At 40.5% G+C, this 22745-nt stretch carries 17 protein-coding genes; 13 read left to right on the forward strand and 4 right to left on the reverse strand.

Annotated elements, in window-relative coordinates:
• Positions 1–352 precede the first annotated feature (352 nt).
• From D0T84_RS09510 to D0T84_RS09545, 8 genes are all read left to right on the forward strand, one after another.
• Positions 353–1006, forward strand: a complete 654-nt coding sequence (locus D0T84_RS09510; protein ID WP_163307648.1) for a hypothetical protein — start codon at positions 353–355, stop codon at positions 1004–1006.
• A 453-nt stretch (positions 1007–1459) separates the two neighbouring features.
• Positions 1460–2686 (forward strand): glycoside hydrolase family 88 protein, encoded by a 1227-nt coding sequence (locus tag D0T84_RS09515; protein ID WP_370525485.1) that lies wholly within the window; start codon positions 1460–1462, stop codon positions 2684–2686.
• Between the two features lie 322 nt (positions 2687–3008).
• Complete coding sequence (locus tag D0T84_RS09520) at positions 3009–4313, forward strand: Na+/H+ antiporter NhaC family protein (protein ID WP_163307650.1); 1305 nt, start codon at positions 3009–3011, stop codon at positions 4311–4313.
• Between the two features lie 350 nt (positions 4314–4663).
• The gene (locus tag D0T84_RS09525) at positions 4664–5242 is read left to right on the forward strand and encodes a PspC domain-containing protein (protein WP_163307651.1); all 579 of its coding nucleotides are present in this window, start codon (positions 4664–4666) and stop codon (positions 5240–5242) included.
• Between the two features lie 85 nt (positions 5243–5327).
• Positions 5328–5663, forward strand: coding sequence for a PadR family transcriptional regulator (locus D0T84_RS09530; protein WP_163307652.1), 336 nt, complete (start codon positions 5328–5330; stop codon positions 5661–5663).
• 12 nt (positions 5664–5675) lie between these two features.
• The gene (locus D0T84_RS09535) at positions 5676–7187 is read left to right on the forward strand and encodes a PspC domain-containing protein (protein WP_163307653.1); all 1512 of its coding nucleotides are present in this window, start codon (positions 5676–5678) and stop codon (positions 7185–7187) included.
• A gap of 317 nt (positions 7188–7504) precedes the next feature.
• Entirely contained in the window at positions 7505–7843 is a 339-nt protein-coding gene (locus tag D0T84_RS09540) for a hypothetical protein (RefSeq protein WP_255495291.1), read from the forward strand.
• A gap of 297 nt (positions 7844–8140) precedes the next feature.
• Positions 8141–9097 carry a tetratricopeptide repeat protein gene (locus tag D0T84_RS09545; protein WP_163307654.1) on the forward strand — a complete coding sequence of 319 codons (957 nt, stop codon included), beginning with the start codon at positions 8141–8143 and terminating at the stop codon, positions 9095–9097.
• A 3-nt stretch (positions 9098–9100) separates the two neighbouring features.
• Here the strand turns inward: D0T84_RS09545 and D0T84_RS09550 are convergent, their stop codons facing one another.
• The 4 genes from D0T84_RS09550 to D0T84_RS09565 form a co-directional block, all read right to left on the reverse strand.
• Positions 9101–9682 carry a DUF1287 domain-containing protein gene (locus D0T84_RS09550; protein ID WP_163307655.1) on the reverse strand — a complete coding sequence of 194 codons (582 nt, stop codon included), beginning with the start codon at positions 9680–9682 and terminating at the stop codon, positions 9101–9103.
• Between the two features lie 219 nt (positions 9683–9901).
• On the reverse strand, positions 9902–10864 hold the full coding sequence (locus D0T84_RS09555) for an alpha/beta hydrolase (RefSeq protein ID WP_163307656.1): 963 nt from the start codon (positions 10862–10864) through the stop codon (positions 9902–9904).
• A 78-nt stretch (positions 10865–10942) separates the two neighbouring features.
• Entirely contained in the window at positions 10943–11704 is a 762-nt protein-coding gene (locus D0T84_RS09560) for a hypothetical protein (protein ID WP_163307657.1), read from the reverse strand.
• Positions 11705–13671: 1967 nt separating this feature from the next.
• Complete coding sequence (locus D0T84_RS09565) at positions 13672–14325, reverse strand: YceI family protein (RefSeq protein WP_163307658.1); 654 nt, start codon at positions 14323–14325, stop codon at positions 13672–13674.
• Positions 14326–14650: 325 nt separating this feature from the next.
• On the opposite strand from D0T84_RS09565, the gene D0T84_RS09570 reads away from it, so the two are divergent.
• The 5 genes from D0T84_RS09570 (at position 14651) to D0T84_RS09590 (ending at position 22643) form a co-directional block, all read left to right on the forward strand.
• The gene (locus D0T84_RS09570; RefSeq protein WP_255495293.1) at positions 14651–15685 is read left to right on the forward strand and encodes a LysR family transcriptional regulator; all 1035 of its coding nucleotides are present in this window, start codon (positions 14651–14653) and stop codon (positions 15683–15685) included.
• Between the two features lie 164 nt (positions 15686–15849).
• Positions 15850–17505: an AMP-binding protein gene (locus tag D0T84_RS09575; protein ID WP_163307659.1), complete on the forward strand. Its 1656-nt coding sequence runs from the start codon at positions 15850–15852 to the stop codon at positions 17503–17505.
• A gap of 377 nt (positions 17506–17882) precedes the next feature.
• Positions 17883–18260, forward strand: coding sequence for an endonuclease domain-containing protein (locus D0T84_RS09580; RefSeq protein ID WP_163307660.1), 378 nt, complete (start codon positions 17883–17885; stop codon positions 18258–18260).
• Between the two features lie 229 nt (positions 18261–18489).
• Positions 18490–20175 carry an energy-dependent translational throttle protein EttA gene (gene ettA, locus D0T84_RS09585; protein ID WP_163307661.1) on the forward strand — a complete coding sequence of 562 codons (1686 nt, stop codon included), beginning with the start codon at positions 18490–18492 and terminating at the stop codon, positions 20173–20175.
• Positions 20176–20504: 329 nt separating this feature from the next.
• Positions 20505–22643 carry a WG repeat-containing protein gene (locus D0T84_RS09590; RefSeq protein WP_163307662.1) on the forward strand — a complete coding sequence of 713 codons (2139 nt, stop codon included), beginning with the start codon at positions 20505–20507 and terminating at the stop codon, positions 22641–22643.
• Positions 22644–22745 lie beyond the last annotated feature (102 nt).

Below are 22745 nucleotides of genomic sequence, written 5' to 3' on the forward strand. Positions count from 1 at the left end.
GCCGTTGGTGGGTCGCCGAGGGACGAAGCACTAGCCTTTTGCCTTCTTTTGGGCAATGCCAAAAGAAGGGGCAAGCCCGGGAGGGCGCGGCAGGATGAGCTATAACTAATGTATTTAGCATGTGATAGCTTTTATGCATGAAATTAAAGAACATATAATTTAAGCAAATACAAATACCCATTCACATTAATCAATAATAAGTATTTGATAACTAGTGAATTAAAAAAACAATCAACGATTTCTTTATCCTAAACAACTTTATAAAAATAGATATGGAATATGGTGCTATAATAAAAATTTAATGTAAATTGTGGCTCTCTTTTATCAGATTATGGTCACTAACACAAAAAATATGGCGAAAAAACAATTGACAAGTGAAGAAATTACCCAAATCGCAAATGATCTGCAAAGCAAACAGAGTGCAAAACGAAGGAGTGCCGCAAAGAAAATAAGAAAGAACCAATTAATCCAATTGGGGGATGACCTATACAAGGCTTATATAAAAGAACGTGAAGATAAGCGGACATGGGAAACTCAAACTGAAATGATACTGGCTTTCGGCAGAATAGGTTATTCAGGAATAGAGGGCGACTTAAGATTGATAATAGACAAAAATGAGCCTCACGATATGATAACAATTGCCGCGGCAAGGTCTTATGTAAGATTGAAGCGCAAAAGCTTGAGTGATGCCGAGCCTGTGATAGAGTTATTGAAAAACGGCAACTTGTCGGTACTCAACGGGGCTACTGATATTCTGACTTTTGATGATATGCACCCTTCCGAAGAACAGATAAAAGCAATTATTTCTTTATTAGATAGCAAAAATGAAAAAGACATTTCTATTCGGGGATTGGGCGATCCGCGGGAAGGCTTGCTCTCCGCAATGAGTAAATGGAAAGATGCAGTCAGCCAAAGTTATCTTGAACGCTTTAACAAATCAGACAATCAACTCTTAAGAAAATGCGCAGAATTGGCTCTTAAAGGGAAGAAATCAGTATTTGAATAATCAATTAATACGAATCAATAAAACAATCGACGGCTTAAGTAGCAAGGATAGAACTGAAATTTATTTTAGATTATGCCGAGTGGCGACAAACAACGTTCACAGGAGCGAAGCGTATGTAAAACGACTAATGGAATTGAATATTTTCGTTTATTCACTATCTTTGTTTTATAGGTCGGTACACATTTCTTACATATTGTGATTTTCTATAAAAATTATCTAATATAAGTAATTAATGTAATATTATTAAATGCAACATTCCGTTAGGAATGAATCATTAATTATTATCTTTTACTTAAAGGTCTTTGATAAGAGAAAAGGTAACAATAAAAAAGCACAAAAAAAGTCACCTTTGTCACTTTTACATACGCTTCGCTCCTGTGACCGTTGGTTGTCACTTTTTTATTTTGTGTATTTGTCTTATAGCTTATATCATCAAAAATTAAAGAAATGAAACTGAAATTAAGTGTTTTATTACTGATACCGGCATTTCTCCTGTCAGGTTGTTCCAAAGAGAATGAAAAAGAGAAGTTTATCAATGAAAATGTAGCCTTCGCTATTGCCCAGACGGATAAGATGTTGCAAACAGTAGGCGAACCCACAGGGAAGAATTATCCCCGCACAATGAAGGATGATGGAGAACTGGCTGTAACTGACATGTATGACTGGACTCCGGGATTTTTCCCCGGTTCGTTGTGGTATCTATATGAACTGACTGGAGATGCAAAGTGGAAAAGCGAGGCGGAGAAATGGACAAACTCTTTAGAGCCGCTCAAAACTTTTACGGGGCATCACGATTTGGGCTTTATGATGTATTGCAGCTATGGCAATGCCGAACGTCTGGCTGCGAAACCGGAGTACAAAGAGATCCTGATAGAAAGCGCCAATTCGTTATCGACCCGTTTCAATGAAAAGACCCGGACGATAAAATCATGGAACGGCTTTGCTACATGGGATGATTCGTTCAAGTCTTCATATCCGGTTATCATAGATAATATGATGAATCTGGAAATGTTGTTCTATGCCTCAAAGGTAACAGGAGACAAAAAGTATTACGATATAGCCATAGCCCATTCGGATGCGACTTTGAAGAACCAGTTCAGGGAAGATTACGGCACTTACCATGTCGTATCCTACGACACCATTACCGGAGAAACAGTAAATAAGGCCACTGCGCAGGGATTCAGCGACAACTCCACATGGGCCAGAGGACAGGCCTGGGCTATCTATGGATTTACAATGGTATACAGGGAAACACAGGATAAGAAATATCTGGATGCAGCGGAAAAAGCAGCAGGTTATTTCCTGAAAAACCTTCCGGATGATTTAGTTCCGGTTTGGGACTTCAATGTAGGCGAATCCGGATATACGCCGGGGGCAAGGTCATATGCCGTAACTTTTCAGGAAAAGCTTAGGGATGCTTCCGCCGCCGCGATAGTTTGTTCCGCTTTGTTCGAACTGGGAGATTTAGCGAACAACAAATCTTATACCGACACCGCCATTAAGATGTTACATTCGCTGGCTTCACCAGCCTACAGGGCTGCATTAGGGAGTAATGCCGATTTTCTGTTGATGCATAGTGTGGGTAGTATACCTCACAAGTCGGAGATAGATAAGCCGTTGGTATATGCCGATTATTATTTCCTGGAGGCGCTGGTTAGGTATAAGAATCTCAGTATTTGATTCTTTTTTAAGTTGCTAATTATTCGCTGTTCATTATTTGAGCCTGTTTAAATTTTAGCGAAAATTTTTATTACAGGTTCAAGTCAATGGTTCTTAGCAATTTTTTTAGGCTCTTTTTACCGTATTTTTGGCTCCGCCGATTTTCAATTCCCTTTTTACTCTTGGTTTAGCCCGCTAATTAGCTCCGCTGACCGTTGGTTCGGCTGGCAAAAATGATAAAATCCATCTAATAACAGCTATAAAAAAGATTTGCTATAAAATTTAAACAGACTCTTAATTAATAATTACCTTTGTGCTTTTTCAAATTATACAAATAACTTAAATGAATCAGCATAGGAAGTGGTATCACTCTAAAGGGTGGGCATTGATGCCTTTGGCCGTTTTCTTTTTATTATATCTTCTCACGTTTATCTTTACGGGAGACTTGTACCAGATGCCTATTTCGGTGGCATTTATGACAGCATCGCTTGTCGCTATACTTTACTCCAAAGGGGGTAAGTTTTCTAACAGGGTAACGCAGTTTTGCCGTGGTGCGGCTAACGAAACCATTATGTTGATGGTGGTTATCTTTATCCTTGCCGGAGCTTTTGCCGGAACGGCAAAGGCTATGGGCGCGGTAGACGCTACAGTGAATATGATGCTGTACCTCCTGCCTCAAAAAACTATTCTGGCTAGTGTGTTTATCGCTGCTTGTTTTATATCCATGTCGATGGGTACATCTACCGGTACGATTGCCGCATTGGCTCCCATTGCCGTTGGTGTTTCCTCACAGGCGGGAATCGATTTGCCCCTGATGCTGGGTATTGTCGTAGGAGGCGCCATGTTCGGCGACAACCTGTCGTTTATATCGGATACGACCATCGTGGCCACGCGTACGCAAGGCTGTAAGATGCAGGACAAATTTAAAGTGAATATCCGCATCGTATTTCCCGTTGTTCTGATAGTGCTGGCTATTTATATTTATCAGGGACTGGAATTAGCAGCCGGCACACAAGTCTCTGCCGATGAAGTAGAATGGCTGAAAGTAGTGCCTTATGTAGCTGTGCTTATTATGGCATTGGCTGGTGTTAATGTAATGGCTGTTCTGGCGTTGGGTATTATTTTATCCGGAGTAATCGGGTTAGGTACAGGCGGCTTTGGTATCTGGGACTGGACAAAGGCTATAAGCAACGGCATTGTCATTGATATGGGCGAACTCATAATCGTTTCGCTGATGGCAGGAGGAATGTTCGAACTGATCCGCTTCAACGGAGGTATCGACTGGCTGATAGGAAAGATGACCCGTAATATCAGGTCGAAGCGTTCGGCTGAGGTCTCTATCGCAGGCTTGGTCTCATTTACCAACCTTTGCACGGCAAATAATACGATAGCCCTGATTATTAGCGGGCCTATAGCAAAGAATATCAGTGATAAGTTTGATTTGGATAACCGGAAGATAGCCAGTTTGCTCGATACATTTTCCTGCTTTGTGCAGGGACTGATCCCATACGGGGCGCAGTTGCTTATTGCGGCAGGATTGGCAAAAGTAAGCGCGGTGGAAATAGTACCATATCTTTATTATCCGTTCCTGATAGGGTTTGCCGCCATTGCATCTATTATATTCCGGTATCCGAGAAAATATGCTTAGCCTGTCTTGTAGACAGGGATGTATCCGGTAATTCCCCGGATGAGTTATCGTAGAAATATTCGGTTCAGGCAGAAGAATTATGGCTTGTCCAATCTTACGGCTTTATTTGCAGTTGTTTGTCAGAACAATAATCTTTTTAGTTAAATAAAGCATCGAAACAGTTAACTAAAGTTAAATATTTACATTCTTTTTTTGATTAATATATTCATTGTCAATTGAATATATTCACATATAATTTATTCCACTAGTACTATGTATTGCATAGTACTAATATTTATTCATATATTTGCAATACCAACAACATTGTATAGGATAATAATAGGTTATAGAATATAAATTAATCTAAGGATATGAAAAAGGTTATTGAAGTAAGCATAGGAGGCATCAATTTCACAGTGGAAGATGATGCGTATTTCAGATTAAAAGATTATCTGAAACGATTTGAAGAAACGATTCCCGACAAACAAGAAGCCCGGGAAGTGATGGAGGATGTAGAAGCTCGCGTGGCAGAAATAATCCAAAAGGAAATGCGGTTTTCGAACCAGGTTGTAGATATGAAACAAGTACAAACAGTTATTGATCATTTAGGAGAAATAGATATGGAAGCAAATACTCATGAAGCGGGTTATAATACATATAACGCTTACGACAAAGATTATACAAGAGGAGACAGACGCATGTACAGGGATACAGACGAGAAAATGGTAGCAGGCGTATGTAGTGGGCTGGCTTTGTATCTGGGTATAGATGTTACCATTATCAGGGTTGTTTTTGCAGCAGCTTCATTTTTGTATGGTACAGCCATTTTGGTATATTGCATTCTCTGGATTGTAATGCCTAAGGCTGTCAGCGTGGCTCAGAAGTTGGAACTCAGGGGGTATGCTCCTACTGCGGAGAATATCAGGAAATTCACATCACAACACAAATAAACAAACGTTTTTAATTAACAGAAGCAGAACTGTAACCATTCAGCCATGCAACTTACTTAAAAAACGACTAACGAAATTGAACAATATGGAAACAATAAATGTAGATAATATAAAAGCCCAGATGCGTAAAGGAATACTGGAATACTGTATCCTTAGCATTTTATCAAAAGGAGATGCTTATGTATCGGATATTATTAATGAATTGAAAGATTCTGAAATGATAGTAGTAGAAGGCACTCTATATCCGTTGCTGACCCGGCAGAAAAATCAGGGACTACTTTCTTATCGTTGGGAAGAGTCGACACAAGGGCCTCCACGGAAGTATTACGCCATTACAGATAAAGGAAGCGCGGTATTGGGAGAACTGGATATTGTATGGACAGATCTAGTAAGAGTAATAGATAACATTAGGAATAAATAAAACCAGACAATAATGAAACCAACTATTAGAGTAAGTATAGGGGGATTCGCATTCAATCTTGATGAAGATGCGTATAGTGTACTGGATGATTATCTTAAAGCTTTGAAAAGGCATTTTGAAAATAACCCCGAATCAAGTGAAATCATTTCTGATATCGAATTCAGGCTAAGTGAATTATTGCAGATGCGTGTAAATTCGGTTGATGGAGTTGTATCCATGTCGGATGCGTTGGATATTATAAAAATTATGGGAAGTCCCAAAGATTTTGAAGATACGGCAGCAGAGGACAATTATACAGAAGAGGGCGCGCCGAAGAAGAATTTTGCCGCCGGTCAGGTAAATGACGATTCGCAGGATTATTTCAAGAAGAAATTGTACAGGGATGCAGAGAATAAGTTTATCGGCGGCGTTTGTAGCGGATTAGGACATTATTTCAAAATAGACGCTACAGTTATGCGCCTTATTTTCACAGGGATATTTCTTTTGCTTTTCTTCGTTGCGCACAGAGGGCCATCCTGCATGGTAATTGTTTTAATTTATGGCATATTGTGGGCTGTAATGCCGGCGGCGCATTCCTTTACCCAGAAATTATCCATGTCCGGGTCCGATCCTTCAATAATGAATATCGAAGAGGATAGGTCACAAGTCGGGGCGAAAAGGTATAAAGGAAGTTCTTTAGGTTCTGCTTTAGGTATCATGCTGAATATATTTGTCGCAATTATTGCTACTGGTTTATTTGCGATAATAATAGGTATTATGATCTCTTTCTTATGGCTTCATTTTGATACAACTATTTTCGGATTGAATAATTATCTGGTTCTGCTTGGTCTTAATTCAATGAACTTCAAAATTGCGGTTCTCTTAGCTAGCTTATTACCTTTTATCGGATTATTCTGGCTGATGGTAAAAATATTGAAGCGGTCATCATTTACCACCCAAACCTTGGTTGGCTTTCTCGTTGGATTTGTAGTATGGCTTGGTGCTTCATTTTATATTGGGAATCAGAGTTTTAAATTTGGCCATTCCCATAGATATAATGCAGATTCTGTAGAGACTCTGAATATTAATACGGCATCAGACTCTTTATACGTCAAGCTCGGAAGCGAATATCTGAATGCGGATACTCAGCCTAATAATCCATTTGTTCTCTACAAGGGTTCATCTTCAATGGACAGAAGCATATGTATTTTGCCTAGTATCAAAATCAAAGAGGATAGTACTTTAACAAATTATGTTGTCGAAATACGCAAAAAGGATTTTGCCGATAACGAAATGGCAGCCAAAAGAAAAGCAGAAAACCTGCGTCTGGATTATACATTAACAGACTCTTTATTGACTATCAATCCGAAATGGTATACAGAGGCTAGACCCTGGAATTTAGAACTGTTTGAAATTGTAGTAAAAACGCCTCGTCAGAAGAAGGCTTTTAAAGAAAGTCCTTTAAGGGAATCATATGAAATTAACTCCATAAACATAAACGGATATGATTATTTTAGTCATTATAACTACTCTTTTGCTGATTGAGATTTTGATAGAATCTTTTCTATAAAAATTAGCAGTGTGAATGATAATAAGTAAAGCAGTGAACGAAAGGGTCGGATGAGTGATTTTATCCGATTTTTTCTTAAAAAGATGCAACATTTTAGCTATTTTTACGTTTAATATATGTACTTTTGTAAAATAATATTAATTATATGGCTGTGAAAGCAAAATTTTTAACATATATATTAGTGTCAATCATTTCTTTAGGATTCTTATCATCCTGTGATGGTGATGAAAACCTGTCCTCGAGAAGTATAGAGGGGCACTGGTTATATATGGAGAGTAAAATTGATGTTTCCGTGGCAGATCCGATCCTAAAGAAAAAGGTTGATGAGTACATACAGCAAAATGTAAAGCCATCACATACCAGTTATGAATTTAAAAATGACAGAACGTACTATTATTATTGGGATTATGAAGACCCATTGAAAGGTAAGTTCAAAATGCTGGATAAAAATTACGCAACCTTGGACGACTCACGGGGATTGAAAAAAGTGATTTGTGAGGACACCCTGATCTATGTTCAATACGACTTACGTAGTGTAATTTCACGCGAGTTGAATATTAGTGAAGATAAGATCATGGAAGCTACCATTACTGAGGTTTTTGAGAGAGGATTACAGTCTTCCTCATATTAAGAGATTCGTTTTTTGACTTTATATTTTAAGCCTGTTTTTTTAGACAGGCTTTTTTGTTTAAAGGCAATTGACATTTTTTGTTAAGAACGTAACATCTGTTCTTTTTTATCGTTAGTAATAATGAAAGGTGTATAATTATTTTGCGTAAAATAATTACAATATAGCTTTTTATATAAACACTACATTGAGGACACTTATCTGAGACAGATAGGTGTCTCTTTTTTGTATTAATATCTTATTTAAACAATTAGGTTCATATATTTTTTATACCTTTGCTTCATCTATATAATATTATATATGGCTCAGAAGAAACGAACACAACATCCGTACATCAGAACATATTCTTTAGCATTCATCGTACTTTCTTTAGCATTTGCCTCCTGTAAATTATTCGATAAGGATATCAGGCAGGATGAGCATATAGCAGCATTTAAGCACCAAATGGGGCGGGTAGCAGATAGTCTGGATACTCCTGCGTCAAGAATCGCAGCGTTGAAGACAATACTCAAAGACATAGAAGCCGATAATGACCTTATTACTCCAAGGAAAAAGAACAAGCTGCTTATTGAAGGGAATGTCCATCTCAGCAATGAGTATTTCAATGTGAAGAATTACGCCAAAGCAATAGAATATACGAACATAGCCATTAAGCTGGATTCTACCGATGCTACAGGTTACTATAACCGTGGTAGTATTTATCAGTCCATGAAAAAAGACAGCCTTGCAATTGAAGACTACACTCAGGCAATAAATCTGAACAACAGCTATGCTGATGCATATTTCAACCGTGGTATAATCTATGAAGTAGGAAAGAAATACGACAAAGCATTGAGTGACTATAACAAGGCCATCAGGGAGAACCCTAAAAACCCAACCGGCATATATAACAACCGCGGAAATGTACATCTGGCTCTCAAAGACACAAGCAAGGCCTTAGATGATTACTCCAGGGTGCTTGAGATAGATACAGCGAACATAAATGCGTATACCAACCGTGTTGCATTATATATCAAACAAAAGGAGCTGGATAAAGCTTTAGCCGATTGTAACAAAGCACTTAGACTGGATTCTACCTATGTGAGACTCTATTACCAGCGGGCAACTATCTATGAACAAATGAAAAAGTACGACTATGCCATAGATGATTACAAGAAGGTACTCGAACTGGATAAACGTGATGCCTATAAGGTAAGGTCAAAAACCATAGAGACTATCAAACACCTGAAAATGCAGGAAAAGAAAAATAAGCAGTAACGCCTATTTATATGTGTAATGCCCTGTTATCTTGAAGCTAAACAGGCAGTCCTGTAAAACCTGTCCTTGTCCTATATTGTGAACTATCAAAGGGCGTTTCGTGTCGCTGGTCATACGATCTGTCACTATTCCGATATGAGTGACTCCCCCGCCCAAATCCCAGGTAACGATATCTCCCGGGAGATAGTCTTCTCCTTTGTCTGAGATCTTCTTTACTGTGCCAAACCGTGAAAAGAACATAGCCTGATTGGGAACGCGGCGATGGTCTATATTCCGGTCTGTCGATTTCATCCCCCATTTTTTAGGGTACTTGCCGAAGTTAGCCCTCATATCCTCATGTATCTTTTTCTGCAGGTCTATTCCCAGTTTACGGTAGGCTCTAATTATCACATCTGTGCATACCCCTTTGCCTGCCGGAACATCCCCGTTTGGGTATGGCATGGTGTAATAGCTTGGGTCATAGACTACTCTATCTTTGGTCAACTCAATGGCGGCATGGGATAGTTTCCTGTAGAAGTCGGTTTCCTGAGCTGATACTCCGGCATTCAACAGGACGGTTAAAATGATTATTAAGGTCGCTCTCATCTTCTATATTTATACTTGGCTACGATTAAGAAATAACTTGGTCTGCTAGAAACTGTTTAAATTTTATTCGTTCAAATTTTTAGAGATGTTTTTTACATACGCTTCGCTCCTGTGACCGTTGGTTGAGTTGAGAGAAAGAAAAAAACAGACTAAAAATGAACGAAGAAAAAGATATAATAAAATATTCGTATAAAATTTAAACAGTTTCTTAATCTATTATCACTCATGATGTATATCCCTCAATTCAATTTCATGTAAGAATTGCTGTACAGTGGATTTCCACTTATCCGGATATTTTAAGAGGTATGTTTCGTGTCTGGATTCGGGATAGAACACCAACTCTTTACACTTGCTGGCAAGCTGGTCAAATATCAGTTGGGTTTCTTCCTGTGGTATATTCGGGTCATTGCCGCCGCACATGACCAATGCAGGCACATATATCTTCTTGCCAAAGTCCTGGGGATTTGCCTTAAACGCATCGAATCCGTTAATTATGCCCGTCCAGAACGTGAAAAGGCTTGAAGCCGGCCAACGCGGAAGCCCAAACCTGTCGAGGCGCTTGTCCACAGTACCTTTAAATGTGCCGTAAGCCGCTTCCAGAATAACACCCCGTACCGGCATGTCATAGTCATATTGGGCTTTCATAATAGCTACGGCCCCCATCGAGAACCCTATAAGTACGATTTTATCTTCTTTCAGTGTCGTTGTCGCATAGTCGTATGAAGCTTTCACATTCCCGGCTTCTAAATAGCCTATTGTCGACTGTGAGCCATACGAGCCGCCTGCCCCCATAAAATCAACTAAAAGCACATCATATCCCATATCCAGCAAAGGGTAAGCCCTGTCTAGCATAGACGACTTTTCGTCCATGTAACCATGAAACGCTATCGCCATACCGTGTTTCAATGAATCTGTACGGAGCAGCCATCCTTCCAGCACCTTATCGCTATCGCTTCTAATCTGAATTGTCTCGTATGACCGGTCGGGGTACGCTTTTGTCTTTGGCCGGGGGACGTCTAATCCGCATACGGCAACTTTTACCATTTCGGCAAAGCTAGGTTCATGCCCGGGCATGATAGGCTTGGCCGATTCGCTGAAATGTGTAAGCTTATAGGCTTGGATAAACGTAGCGGCATTAATCAGTATAAGCGCAATTAAGACTGCGCTTATACTGATCTTCATATACTTTTTATGCTTTCTATTCATGTAGTTGTTAAGGCGAATCGAGGTCTAAAGCTGTTTTATACATTGTGGGCTAAATCATTTGGTGTAGAATACCGGTGCAATGTATGGCCTGTTGACCCATTTGCCATTAAAAGGATTCAGTTCGCGTATCACACCACCCTCTATTCCGAATTTTTCAGTGATTTTCAGTTCGATGGTGCCTCCATAAAACGTTTGTGGATACATTCCCATCATCGGGCCTTCCACCCCGTTGTGCTTGCCTCTTGCCGAATATTGTCCATATCCGTTGATCCTTACCCTGTCGCTTATAATAAATTTCATAGAACCACCCACGCCCACATCATTATAATTGGCTCCATAAAGGGCATATTTAGACCCGTATGGGCCTGCCGAAACAACCAGCCAGTCAGTAGGTTGATAGTTGAAGCGCATATTAACGGTTCTTACCGCGCCTATCGTTGGGTACGCGTTTTGTGTAGATGAAGACGCCAGCCATGCCCCATCTGCAAGATACATTCCCGAATAGTAACTATAATCGTTAGCAAAAGGGTATCGTGTAAAGTTGTTGCTTTCTAACGGAGGCCCTAGATAAACATCCAAAGGCGGCAGATTTAAGTCTATCGTTTTAGCATCATTCCGTTGAAGCGGCTGATATAAATCGTATTTTGTAATCGCAGTCTTATTATTCGAAATGTCCAGATTCAGGTAGTTTTCGAGCCTTTCGTCCAAATTCAAAGTACCTTTCTTCAATGGTGGAAAGCTGTCATGGGGCGTTTCAGTCTGGGTATAAGCTGTAGTTGATACCAATAACAGTAATATAAAAACTAGATTTTTCATAACTTCTTGCATTTAATTACCACAAGTGTAAAGCTACTAAATAATTGTCAAAAAAGAGTATATCTTTTCGAGAAAAAAGGAGTGATAATATTTTATTTCTGAGAATATGACAAAAAATATCCATACAAATTTTAAATATATTACTCTGTTGCCCAATACCATCAAGTGAAGGAGATCTTATACCCTGTCATCCTGAACGATAGTGAAGGATCTCTTTTCTTAAAAGCACTTTGACGACACGAGATGCTTCGTTCCTAGCATGACAGAGAGGTGAAAAACCCTTAGCTTGACCGCATTAGGCGTTTCCCTAGGCTCAATTATGATAGCATTGTATTTTTCTATTTTGATTGTTGATTGTTAAAAAGTGACAAAGGTGACACTTTTTTTATTACTATTATCTGTTACCTTTTTTCCTCCGATTATATCAAAGAACGCTTTATAAGTAATGGAAAGTATTTATTGTTACATTAGTTGTCTAACCCTTCCCCCTTCGGGGACTTCCCTTTATCAAAAGGGAAGAGTGCCTGACGGATCAAAAGGCACCTGTCTTCGCTTTGCGACTCTCCCCTCGCTTCTCCCTCTCCTTTTGGGGAGGGCCGGGGTGGGGTCGGGAGTGCCCAAAGGGCGAGGGGTTGAACTATAATAATATTTTTTGTTCTGCACTGCAAAAAAGTGACAATAGTGACACTTTTTTCATTACTATTACTTGTTACCTTTTTTTCTCTGATTATATCAAAGAACGCTCTATGTCCCGAAGGGACTAAACATGGATAACCACGGGTAAAGCCCGTGGCAGGACAGGCCGAAAAACAGGTCTCCGTAGGAGGCAAATAGCGAAAACCAACCCCGTTCGCCTCCTACGGAGACGGTCTATTCCTACCTGCTTTTGCCACGGGATTTACCCGTGGTTATCCGTATTAGCCCGCTTCGCGGACTTAGAAGCCTGACTGTAAAAGCAGGAATAGGAGGCTGCTGCAAAAAAGTGACAAAGGTGACTTTTTTCATTACTATTTCCTGTTACCTTTTTTCCTCCGATTATATCAAAGAACGCTTTATATAAGACAATTTTCTACGAAAAAACAACAGGCTGTACTACAAAAAGGTGACAGCCACCCCCTAATAAACAACCTGTCCCAAAGGGACGGAACATGGATAACCACGGGTAAAGCCTAGTCATGTTCGGAGAATTTTTAACATAATAAAAATCTTGTCTGTAAGGGCTGAAAGCCCGTTTTAATTCAGCCCAAGGTGAAGCCTTGGGTACGAATTGATTCTGAGAATTTTGCGGGCTGAAAGCCCAAGTTTATTTAGCCTGCGCTTTCAGCGCGCTGTAGTGGAGATTTCCACTTTTACCCAAGGCTTCACCTTGGACTGAATTAACCAGCCACTTCGTGGCGAAAAAATCTTCCGAACATGACTAGGTAAAGCCCGTGGCAGGGACAGGCCGAAAAACAGGTCTCCGTAGGAGGCAAATAGCGAAAACCAACCCCGTTCGCCTCCTGCGGAGACGGTCTCTTCCTTTCAGCTTTTGCCACGGGGTATGGACGCGTTTTTCTAAGTATACTATTCTCCTCTCTCAGCCTGTTTATTTGATAATTCAGATCCTCTAAGTAACTGTTAGCAATTATTAATGCGAATCAAGGGTTAAATGTGCCGTTAGGCACATCATATTGGTAGAAACATGAATGAAATTCGTTTTTTGTGCCGTCAGGTACAAAATGTGAATTGTTCTGTAGATATTGCGTACCTGACGGCACGCAATTAACCGGTTAAAGCTTCTTTCTACCAACATTCAGTCCCTAAAGGGACAAAAAATAGCACATTTGACCCTTGATTCGCATTATTAATAAAACTCCGTCGCACTTCCATTACTTCATAGTTAAATAAAAAACGGGATGCGCTTTAATATAAAAATCGGCTTTGGATATTGTCCAAAGCCGATTTATTATCTACCGTTATCAATAAAATTATTTTGCTGCTTTAGCCACTATTGTAATCTGGAATTCGATATTATCGTTTACAATATTTTCTTTCAAATCAGCAAAAAGAGTTTTCGATCCATATTTCACATTCCATTGTGTACGGTCTATCGAGAATGGAACAGTCACCGCTTTATATACATCGCCTTCTTTTGTTATTTTAGCTCCGAAAGTAATGTTTTTCTCTACATCTTTCAGTTTCAGGTTACCGCTAACATTATAGTTTACACTATCTGTAGCATTCGCTGCTTTCTCCACTTTGGTAATAGTAAAAATACTTTCGGGATATGCAGCCACATCAAAAAAGTCGGCACTCTTCAAGTGGTCTGTCAACTGGTCTTTCAGCACCTGTGTAGGCAGGTCCTCATCCACAATGGCATTCATATCTACCACAAATTTCCCGGATGCTGTTTCGCCGTTTACTGTAAGTTCCCCGCTCTTAAGCGCGATAGTTCCCACATGTTCGCCGGCTACCTTTGTTCCTTTCCAGTGGATAGATGACGCTGCGGCGTCTACAGTCAGTTGTTCGCCGGTAGTAGTAGCTGCCACCTGTGCGTCAGTTCCTTCTACTTTGTTTTTTGTTGTAGTGTTGCAAGATACTGCAAATAATAAAATAGCTGCTGTTAAAAAATACGTTTTCATTTTTATGTAATTTAAAATATTAATTCTTTTTTGTTATTTTTAAGTATAACGCAAAGGTATGCCACTTTGTTCTATTCGTAAAATAGTTATTTTTATACTTTGTTATTAAAAAAATTATAGCTTTGCAGATAAAAGCAATAAATAGTAACAGGCAGAGATATTCTGTCTACTTATTACTTGCTATTCACAACTAATGCGAATCAGGGGTTGAAAGCAGCTCTACTCCTGCCTGAAAGGCAGAATCTTCATAACCGTATGCAAACGCAGCGTAGCTTACGCAGCAAGGGGCAATTCCCCCCCTGCCCGAAGCGGCAGGACATACAGTATGTCCTGTCTTTCAGACAGCTGGTATTGCTCATCCTTTTTCCGCAGGTCGATGACCCGCGGTTATGAAGATTTGGCTTTTCAAGCCTTTTCTCAAATCCTGATTGGCACAACTAATAAATATATGGTAAATCTGGAATGGTACAGGACATTTAAAGCCATTTATCAATATGGCACTTTAACAAGGGCTTCACAGGAACTAATGGTCTCCCAGCCCAACGTCAGCATACAGCTTGCTTCGCTTGAGAGTTATATAGGGCAAGCTCTCTTTATCCGCATGCCCCGCAAGATGGTGCCCACCGAATACGGCAAACAACTCTATACCCAAATAGTAGAAGCAATAGATAACCTGGAACGCGTAGAGGCCGAATTTAAAAGAACCGTACTAAATAAAGCGCCCAGTATAAGATTCGGAACACCATCCGAACTTTTCTACGACTATCTGGCCGAACATATCGGGGAACAGAAAGACCTCCATCTGACCGTAGAATATGGCCTGGCCGACAAGCTGACAGAAAAGCTCATCAGCCATGACCTTGATATTGCCATTATAACCCGGCAAAGCAAATCGGAGGATTCTCTGACCTATGAACCGTTGTTTACCGAATCATTTATGATAGTCTGCAATACCGGCACGGATACGGAGGCCTTTGATAATCTGGTCGGAGCAAATGACCTCCCGGCAGTGGAGAAGTGGCTAAAAAACCAGAAATGGTATGCATACGATAACAACCTCCCGTTAATAAGGCGCTTTTGGCGCGAAAGTTTCAAAAAGCGCCCGATATTGAAGCTCCATGCCGTAATACCGGACAATGACGCCATACTAAAAGCTGTAGCCAACAGCGACGTACTGGCAGTATCATCCGACCTTATCGCAGGCAAGGCATTAGAACAGAACAAAGTAAAAGTATTGTGGAAAGGTGCTACAGCTGCCACAAACACGCTCTATCTGGCCTATAATAAGGACAAAATACAACCTCAATATGTTGAAAAGATCAAATTATTCATATTGAAGCATATTGACATCGGTTTATGATATTTGACCACCTCTCGGTATATCCAATCACATGAAAATTACACCACGATTTTGCTGTACATCTAGTAAGATTGAGTTTTTTATGTATATTTGTATAGTAGCAACAGCAGTTATAATTAAAATGTTGGTACATTTAACTTTTTCTACCACTTAATGATAAACTTATGGAAAACGGAAAATTTCTAACCCTTATAAAAGACGGTATCTGCGACAACTGGGACCGGCCTGCCCTAACTGATTATAATGGCGAAACATATCTATATAAAGATTTTGCCCGCAAAATAGCGCAACTTCATATATTATTCGATGATATGGGCGTAGAGAAAGGCGATAAAATCGCCATTTGCGGACGCAACTCGTCAAACTGGACAGTTTGTTTTTTTGCATCCCTTACATACGGGGCGGTTATCACAACCATTCTGCACGACTTTAGCGGCGAGAGCGTACAGACATTGGTAAACCATTCCGAAGCCAAGATATTATTTGCGGACGAATACGTGTGGTCAAAGATAGACCCGGTGAAAATGTCGACAGTGGAAACCATTATGCTGATAGATGATTATTCGGTACAGAAATCACGCTCGGCAAAATTACTCGAATCCTGTTCCAATCTCGATCATGCGCTCAATAAAAAATACCCCAACGGTTTTACCAAAGAGGATGTTATGGTTCATGACGAATCGCCGGAAGAACTGGCTGTGCTCAACTACACATCGGGTACAACAAGCAACCCTAAGGGGGTAATGATCCCTTACCGCAGCTTGTGGTCAAACACACGGTTTGCAATAGACAATATTGAGTTTGTGAAAGCTGGCGATGGCATCGTTTGCATGCTTCCGATGGCACATATGTACGGACTGGCGTTCGAGGTACTGCTGTCTATCGCCAAAGGTTGCCATATACATTACCTGACCCGCGTACCTTCGCCACAAATTATCATGGACGCATTTGCCAAAGTAAACCCTACACTTGTATTGGCTGTACCACTCATTATTGAGAAAATCATACAAATGCGGGTATTCCCCGAGTTTAAGAAACAACCGGTAAAAACATTAATTAAGATTCCGCCTTTCAGGAAAAAGATATACCAGAAAGTAGCAGACAAACTGATTCCGATGTTCGGTAACAAACTGGTAGAAGTAGTTATTGGAGGCGCGGCTTTAAACAAAGAAGTAGGGCAGTTCCTTACCGACATCAGATTCCCATATACCGTAGGTTATGGTATGACTGAGTGTGGCCCTCTGATTTCATACGAGTTTTGGAAAACATACAAACCCGGCTCTTGCGGACGTGCCGTTGACAGGATGAATATACGCATAGAATCGTCAAATATAGAAACCGAAGCGGGCGAAATCATCGTAAAGGGGCAAAACGTGATGTCGGGCTACTACAAAAACGAGGAAGCTACAAAGCATGTATTGGATGAAGCAGGATGGTTGAAAACCGGAGACCTTGGTATAATGGACAGGGATGGTTTCCTGTATATCAAAGGCCGCAGCAAAACAATGATATTGAGTGGTTCTGGACAGAATATATATCCCGAAGAAATTGAGGATTTCTACAACAACTCTCCTTATGTAGCCGAGGCTCTGATAATAGAAGAAAACGGAAAACTTATAGCCCTTATTTATCCGGATAAGGATTATATGAAGAAAAATGATATTAAGGAAAGCCAGTATCCGGAAATCTTTATCGCTGAGAAAAAAGCAATCAATAAACGCCTTCCGGGCTATAGCCAAGTAGCCAACTTCAGGATACAGGAACAGGAATTTGAAAAAACGCCGAAGAGGAGTATTAAGCGGTTCTTGTATCAGAAGTAAGTATAAGAAAAGGGTATTCCTTATCCACCCCTTCATCCGTCAGGCTATTCTTCCCTTTTGATAAAGGGAACGTTTTTAAAGTAGCGAGAGCAGAGCTGAAATTTATTTTATGTTATGCCGAGTCACGACAAACAACGTTCACAGGAACGAAGCGTATGTAAAACGACTAATGTAATTGAAGTACCCGAAGGGGGGATGAGTTAGATGAAATTGATTATTTTTATCTATTTAAGGCTAACCCCTCCGCTTCGCTCGTCCCCTTTATCAAAAGGGGACAGTTACTGGTTCTTCATCTTTTTCTTAATATTTTAGCAAGACAGATAAAGATTAAGTATTAAAAACAGATATTCAAATAGTTTAAAAGATTCATTCTATATATGAATAAAAGGTTAAACATACTGGAAACAAAAGATTTTCGCCGAAAACTGCGTAAAACAATGACTCCGGCAGAAGTTGCCTTGTGGATGATGATAAAAAACAAACAGTTAGCAGGAGAACGCTTCCTGAGACAATATAGTATAGATAGTTTTATTATTGATTTCTATTGCCCTAAATATAAACTGGGAATAGAATTAGATGGAGAGGTACATAATTCTGAAGAACAATTACAATATGACATCAGACGAACTGAAAGGTTAAATAGATTGGGAATAAAAATTATTCGATTTGAAAACTTCGAGATATTTAACTATCCACAACGAACATTAGATGAAATATTATTACATATTGTATCTTTAAAAAAAGATATTAAATAGTTTTGCATAGATAAATTATCAATCCCTCGCCCCTTGGACACTCCCCTTCTGCAAGGAGAGAGTGTCACAAAGCGAGGTATAAGTAAAAAAATAAAGGAAAACTTCATCCGCCAGGCACTCTTCCCTTTTGATAAAGGGAAGTACCCGAAGGGGGATGGGTTAGAAAAAGAAAAATGATCAGAAGTAGTATTATAACAACAATAAAACTTATAATTCATAATTCATAAACATGTCGGACGATAAAAAAATTATTTTTTCAATGATGGGCGTTGGTAAAATTTACCCGCCACAAAAACAAGTATTAAAAAACATCTACCTCTCCTTCTTCTATGGAGCTAAAATCGGTATTATCGGTCTCAACGGATCAGGTAAATCAACCTTGCTGAAAATGATTGCCGGTATAGATAAAGAATATCAGGGAGAGATAATATCAGATAAAGAATACTCGGTAGGCTATCTGGAACAGGATCCGAAACTCGACCCCGCCAAAACGGTAAAAGAAATTGTTCAGGAAGGTGTGCTGCCTATTATGGATGTGCTGAAAGAATATGAGGGTATAAATGAGAAATTCGGCTTACCCGAATACTACGAAGACCCGGATAAGATGGATGCCCTCTTTGCCCGCCAGGCCGAATTGCAAGACAAAATAGACGCGACTGACGCATGGAACATCGACAATAAACTGGAACGCGCGATGGACGCCCTGCGTTGCCCGCCGGAAGACCAGCTTTGCGCCAACCTTTCGGGAGGAGAAGCGCGCCGCGTAGCGCTTTGCCGCTTGCTGCTCCAAGAACCGGATGTGCTGTTACTGGACGAGCCGACCAACCACCTCGACGCCGAATCTATCGACTGGCTGGAACAGCATCTCCAGCAATATAAGGGTACGGTTATCTGTATTACCCACGACCGCTACTTCCTCGACCATGTAGCAGGCTGGATACTCGAGCTCGACCGTGGAGAAGGAATTCCGTGGAAAGGAAACTATACATCATGGCTCGAACAAAAGACCAAACGTATGGAGCAGGAAGAAAAGCAGGCCAGCAAACGCCGTAAAACCCTCGAACGTGAGTTGGAATGGGTAAAAATGGCTCCTAAAGCCCGTCATGCGAAAGGAAAAGCCCGTCTGAACGATTACGAGAAGTTACTGAACGCCGACCAGAAAGAACGTGAGGAAAAACTCGAAATATTTATACCGAACGGACCACGCCTAGGGAATAAAGTCATCGAGGCACATGGCGTAAGCAAAGCATTCGGCGACAAACTTCTGTTCGACAATCTTGAATTCATGCTGCCTCCATCGGGAATCGTTGGTATTATCGGACCAAATGGTGCAGGTAAGACAACATTGTTCCGCCTGATACAGGGATTGGAACAAGCAGACAAAGGCACATTTGAAGTTGGAGAAACCGTAAAAATAGGCTATGTAGACCAGTCACACACCGATATAGACCCTAACAAGACTGTTTATCAGGTTATATCAGGAGGTAATGAATCTGTACGTGTAGGTGGTAAAGACATCAACGCGCGCGCCTACCTGTCGCGCTTCAATTTCTCCGGTGGAGATCAGGAAAAACTTACCGGAGTATTATCCGGAGGGGAACGCAACCGCCTCCATCTGGCGCTTACCCTGAAGTCGGAAGCGAATGTACTGTTACTGGATGAGCCGACCAACGATATTGACGTAAACACCTTACGTGCCCTTGAAGAAGGTTTGGAAAACTTTGCAGGATGCGCCGTAGTTATTTCGCACGACCGTTGGTTCCTCGACCGTATTTGTACACATATACTTGCTTTCGAAGGCAACTCGGAAGTATTCTTCTTCGAAGGCAGTTACAGCGAATACGAGGAAAATAAGAAAATGCGCTTGGGTAACGTTGAGCCAAAACGGATACGTTATCGTAAGTTAACAGATTGACAAAAGGCTTTCTTAAAAGTTCTTTAACTAAGAAACTGTTTAAATTTTATACGAATATTTTATTATACCTTTTTCTTCGTTCATTTTTAGTCTGTTTTTGGCTGTTTTTTCCTTTCTCTCAACTCAAATAGCCCGCTATTATCGTTTCGAGGAAGAAAAAAACATCTCTAAAACATCTCTAAAAATTTGAACGAATAAAATTTAAACAGTTTCTAAAACAGATTCGGCTAAAACGAATAAATACACCTCCGCTTTTTAAGCGGAGGCTTTTTAATAGAGACAGTGTCAAACAATCCTTTACAAAACAAATTAGCAACGATTTACACCTTATGCAAAAACTACTCTTTTTTACCATCCTTTTCCTGTTCGGGTGCGCCAGCAACGTTTTTTCTCAAAACGAAGAATTTGATAGACTGGATACATTGTCCCTGCCCGAAGCAAGAGAATTGCTGCAAGAGATGAGCGACCAGTTAGACGCGGTACAAAAACTGTCTTCCGTCCGGTTTTCGTTCGGCTCTGCTATCGACACAGAAGACGAGCGATACGAATACGACCCTTACGAAATAAAATCGAAAGATAGCATTCAGGCGTTGTACCACCAATATTTCTCCAATATCAGACTAAAGCAGATTATAAAAATGCCAACGCAGTCACTATTGGATATGGATGTTTATTACAGTACAATAGAACTGGAAAAATACGGAACAACTCCGGTGCTGACTGTGCAGAAAGTCTTTTTCAAGGACGGGACATCAACGGTTATCGAAGCCACCAGTCCGCAACCGGACGAAGAGGGCGAAGAGGACGAACCGTCTAACATTTTAGGCAAATACTCGGGCTTTGAACTCCCCGAGTCGAAACCGATTGACAGCATACAGGTAACCGCACATTACGAATTTCCCGCTACCGAAACTAAGGTACACCTTGATGCCGACAATACTAAATACATAGGCAACGGCGGCAGTATCGAACTCAAAAGCATTGACGGACGCAACGTATCGTTGATTGCTTCCGATAAGCTTTTCAAGCGGATTGATGTGGTGCAGGCTTTTAACAAGGTGGGTAAAGCATTGAGGCAAAACGGTTCATCCTCTTTCACCGTACCTTCTACAAATCAGTTGGAGATAATGGAACAATTCAGCACCATACTGAAAAGCCTCATCAAAAATATTGACGCAGAGAAATATAAAAATACGGCACAACTAAAAAAAGAATTGCTTCGCCAAACCGGGAAATTGCCGAAACCCTCTACTCAGGATTCCGGGCAAATGACAGAAGCTAAGTATTCCTTTCAGGGAAATGTAGTCGATGTCAACCTTTTTATTACGTCATCCGAAAAGATAAGGACGGATACAACTATCGTGCTCAAGAAAGGACTATACAGCGATAGCAAGAAATCCGACTGGTTTGTAGCGCAGGACGAAAAGAATGAGAAATACGGATTCATCGATGCTTCCGGCAAATGGGTAATTGAGCCCGCATTTCACGATATAAACAAAATCAACGATTATATTTACCTGAATTATGAAAAACCGGCTAATGCAAGCGACAAAGAATCGTGGACATACGATAACGTTTACTATTGGCTGGACAAAACGAACAAAAAGCTGGTGCGCCAGGACTTCGACTACGCCGGCGAAATAAATGATTCACTTTGCCGGATACAGCGCGAAACCAACGGGTCTTACGGCATCCTGAACTTCAGGACAAACGAAATCGTATTGCCGATGAGGTTTGGAAGGATAGAACGCGAAAACGACCTGTTAGCTGTGCGCGAAGGTAAGCACACCTATGGCCCTAGTGGTAAATATGGAGGCTACAACATAGAGGGAAAAGAAATTATCCCATTGGAATATCAGTCTGTAGAAACTGACGGCAATTATTTTTATACCGACTTGGGCGACCTGAAAGACCCTTCCAAAGATATCAATACCCCGCAATTGTACAAAAGATACATCCTTGAACGTAAGGATGTGTTTGACCGCAACGGAAAGAAAATCAACCCCGAAGGCCTGAGTATTATCGGACACTTTACAGGTGGGCAACCGCTGTTGGTGCAAGACGAAAACGAAAATAAATTCTTTATCGACACGCTCGGAAACATCGTAATCGATGCTTCGAAATACAGTGAAGTAGAGCAGTTCTCCAACGGAATGGCTATGGTGCGCAACACTGACGGAAAATATGGCTACATCAACACGAAGGGCGAAGAAACAGTTCCGTGCCAATATAAATATGCATTTTCTTTTCAGAAAAATTACGCTTTTGTAGAAAGGGTGAACCAAGACAACCAGGGCAACTATATTTTCTATTTCATCGACCGCGAAAACAATATAGCTAAAACAATCACCTCCAGATATTACTGGAGATCTGCCGGGGGAGGCCGGCTAAATGGCAATGACGCCAGCTATTATTTCGGTACGGATGGGAAAACGTATAACGCCGACGGAGAACTCAAAGAAGATTAAGTAACTGTTTAAATTTTATACGAATATTTTATTATACCTTTTTCTTCGTTCATTTTTAGTCTGTTTTCGGCTGTTTTTCCTTTTTCTCAACTCAACCAACGG

This window comes from Dysgonomonas sp. 521, assembly GCF_010501055.1.
GTDB lineage: Bacteria > Bacteroidota > Bacteroidia > Bacteroidales > Dysgonomonadaceae > Dysgonomonas.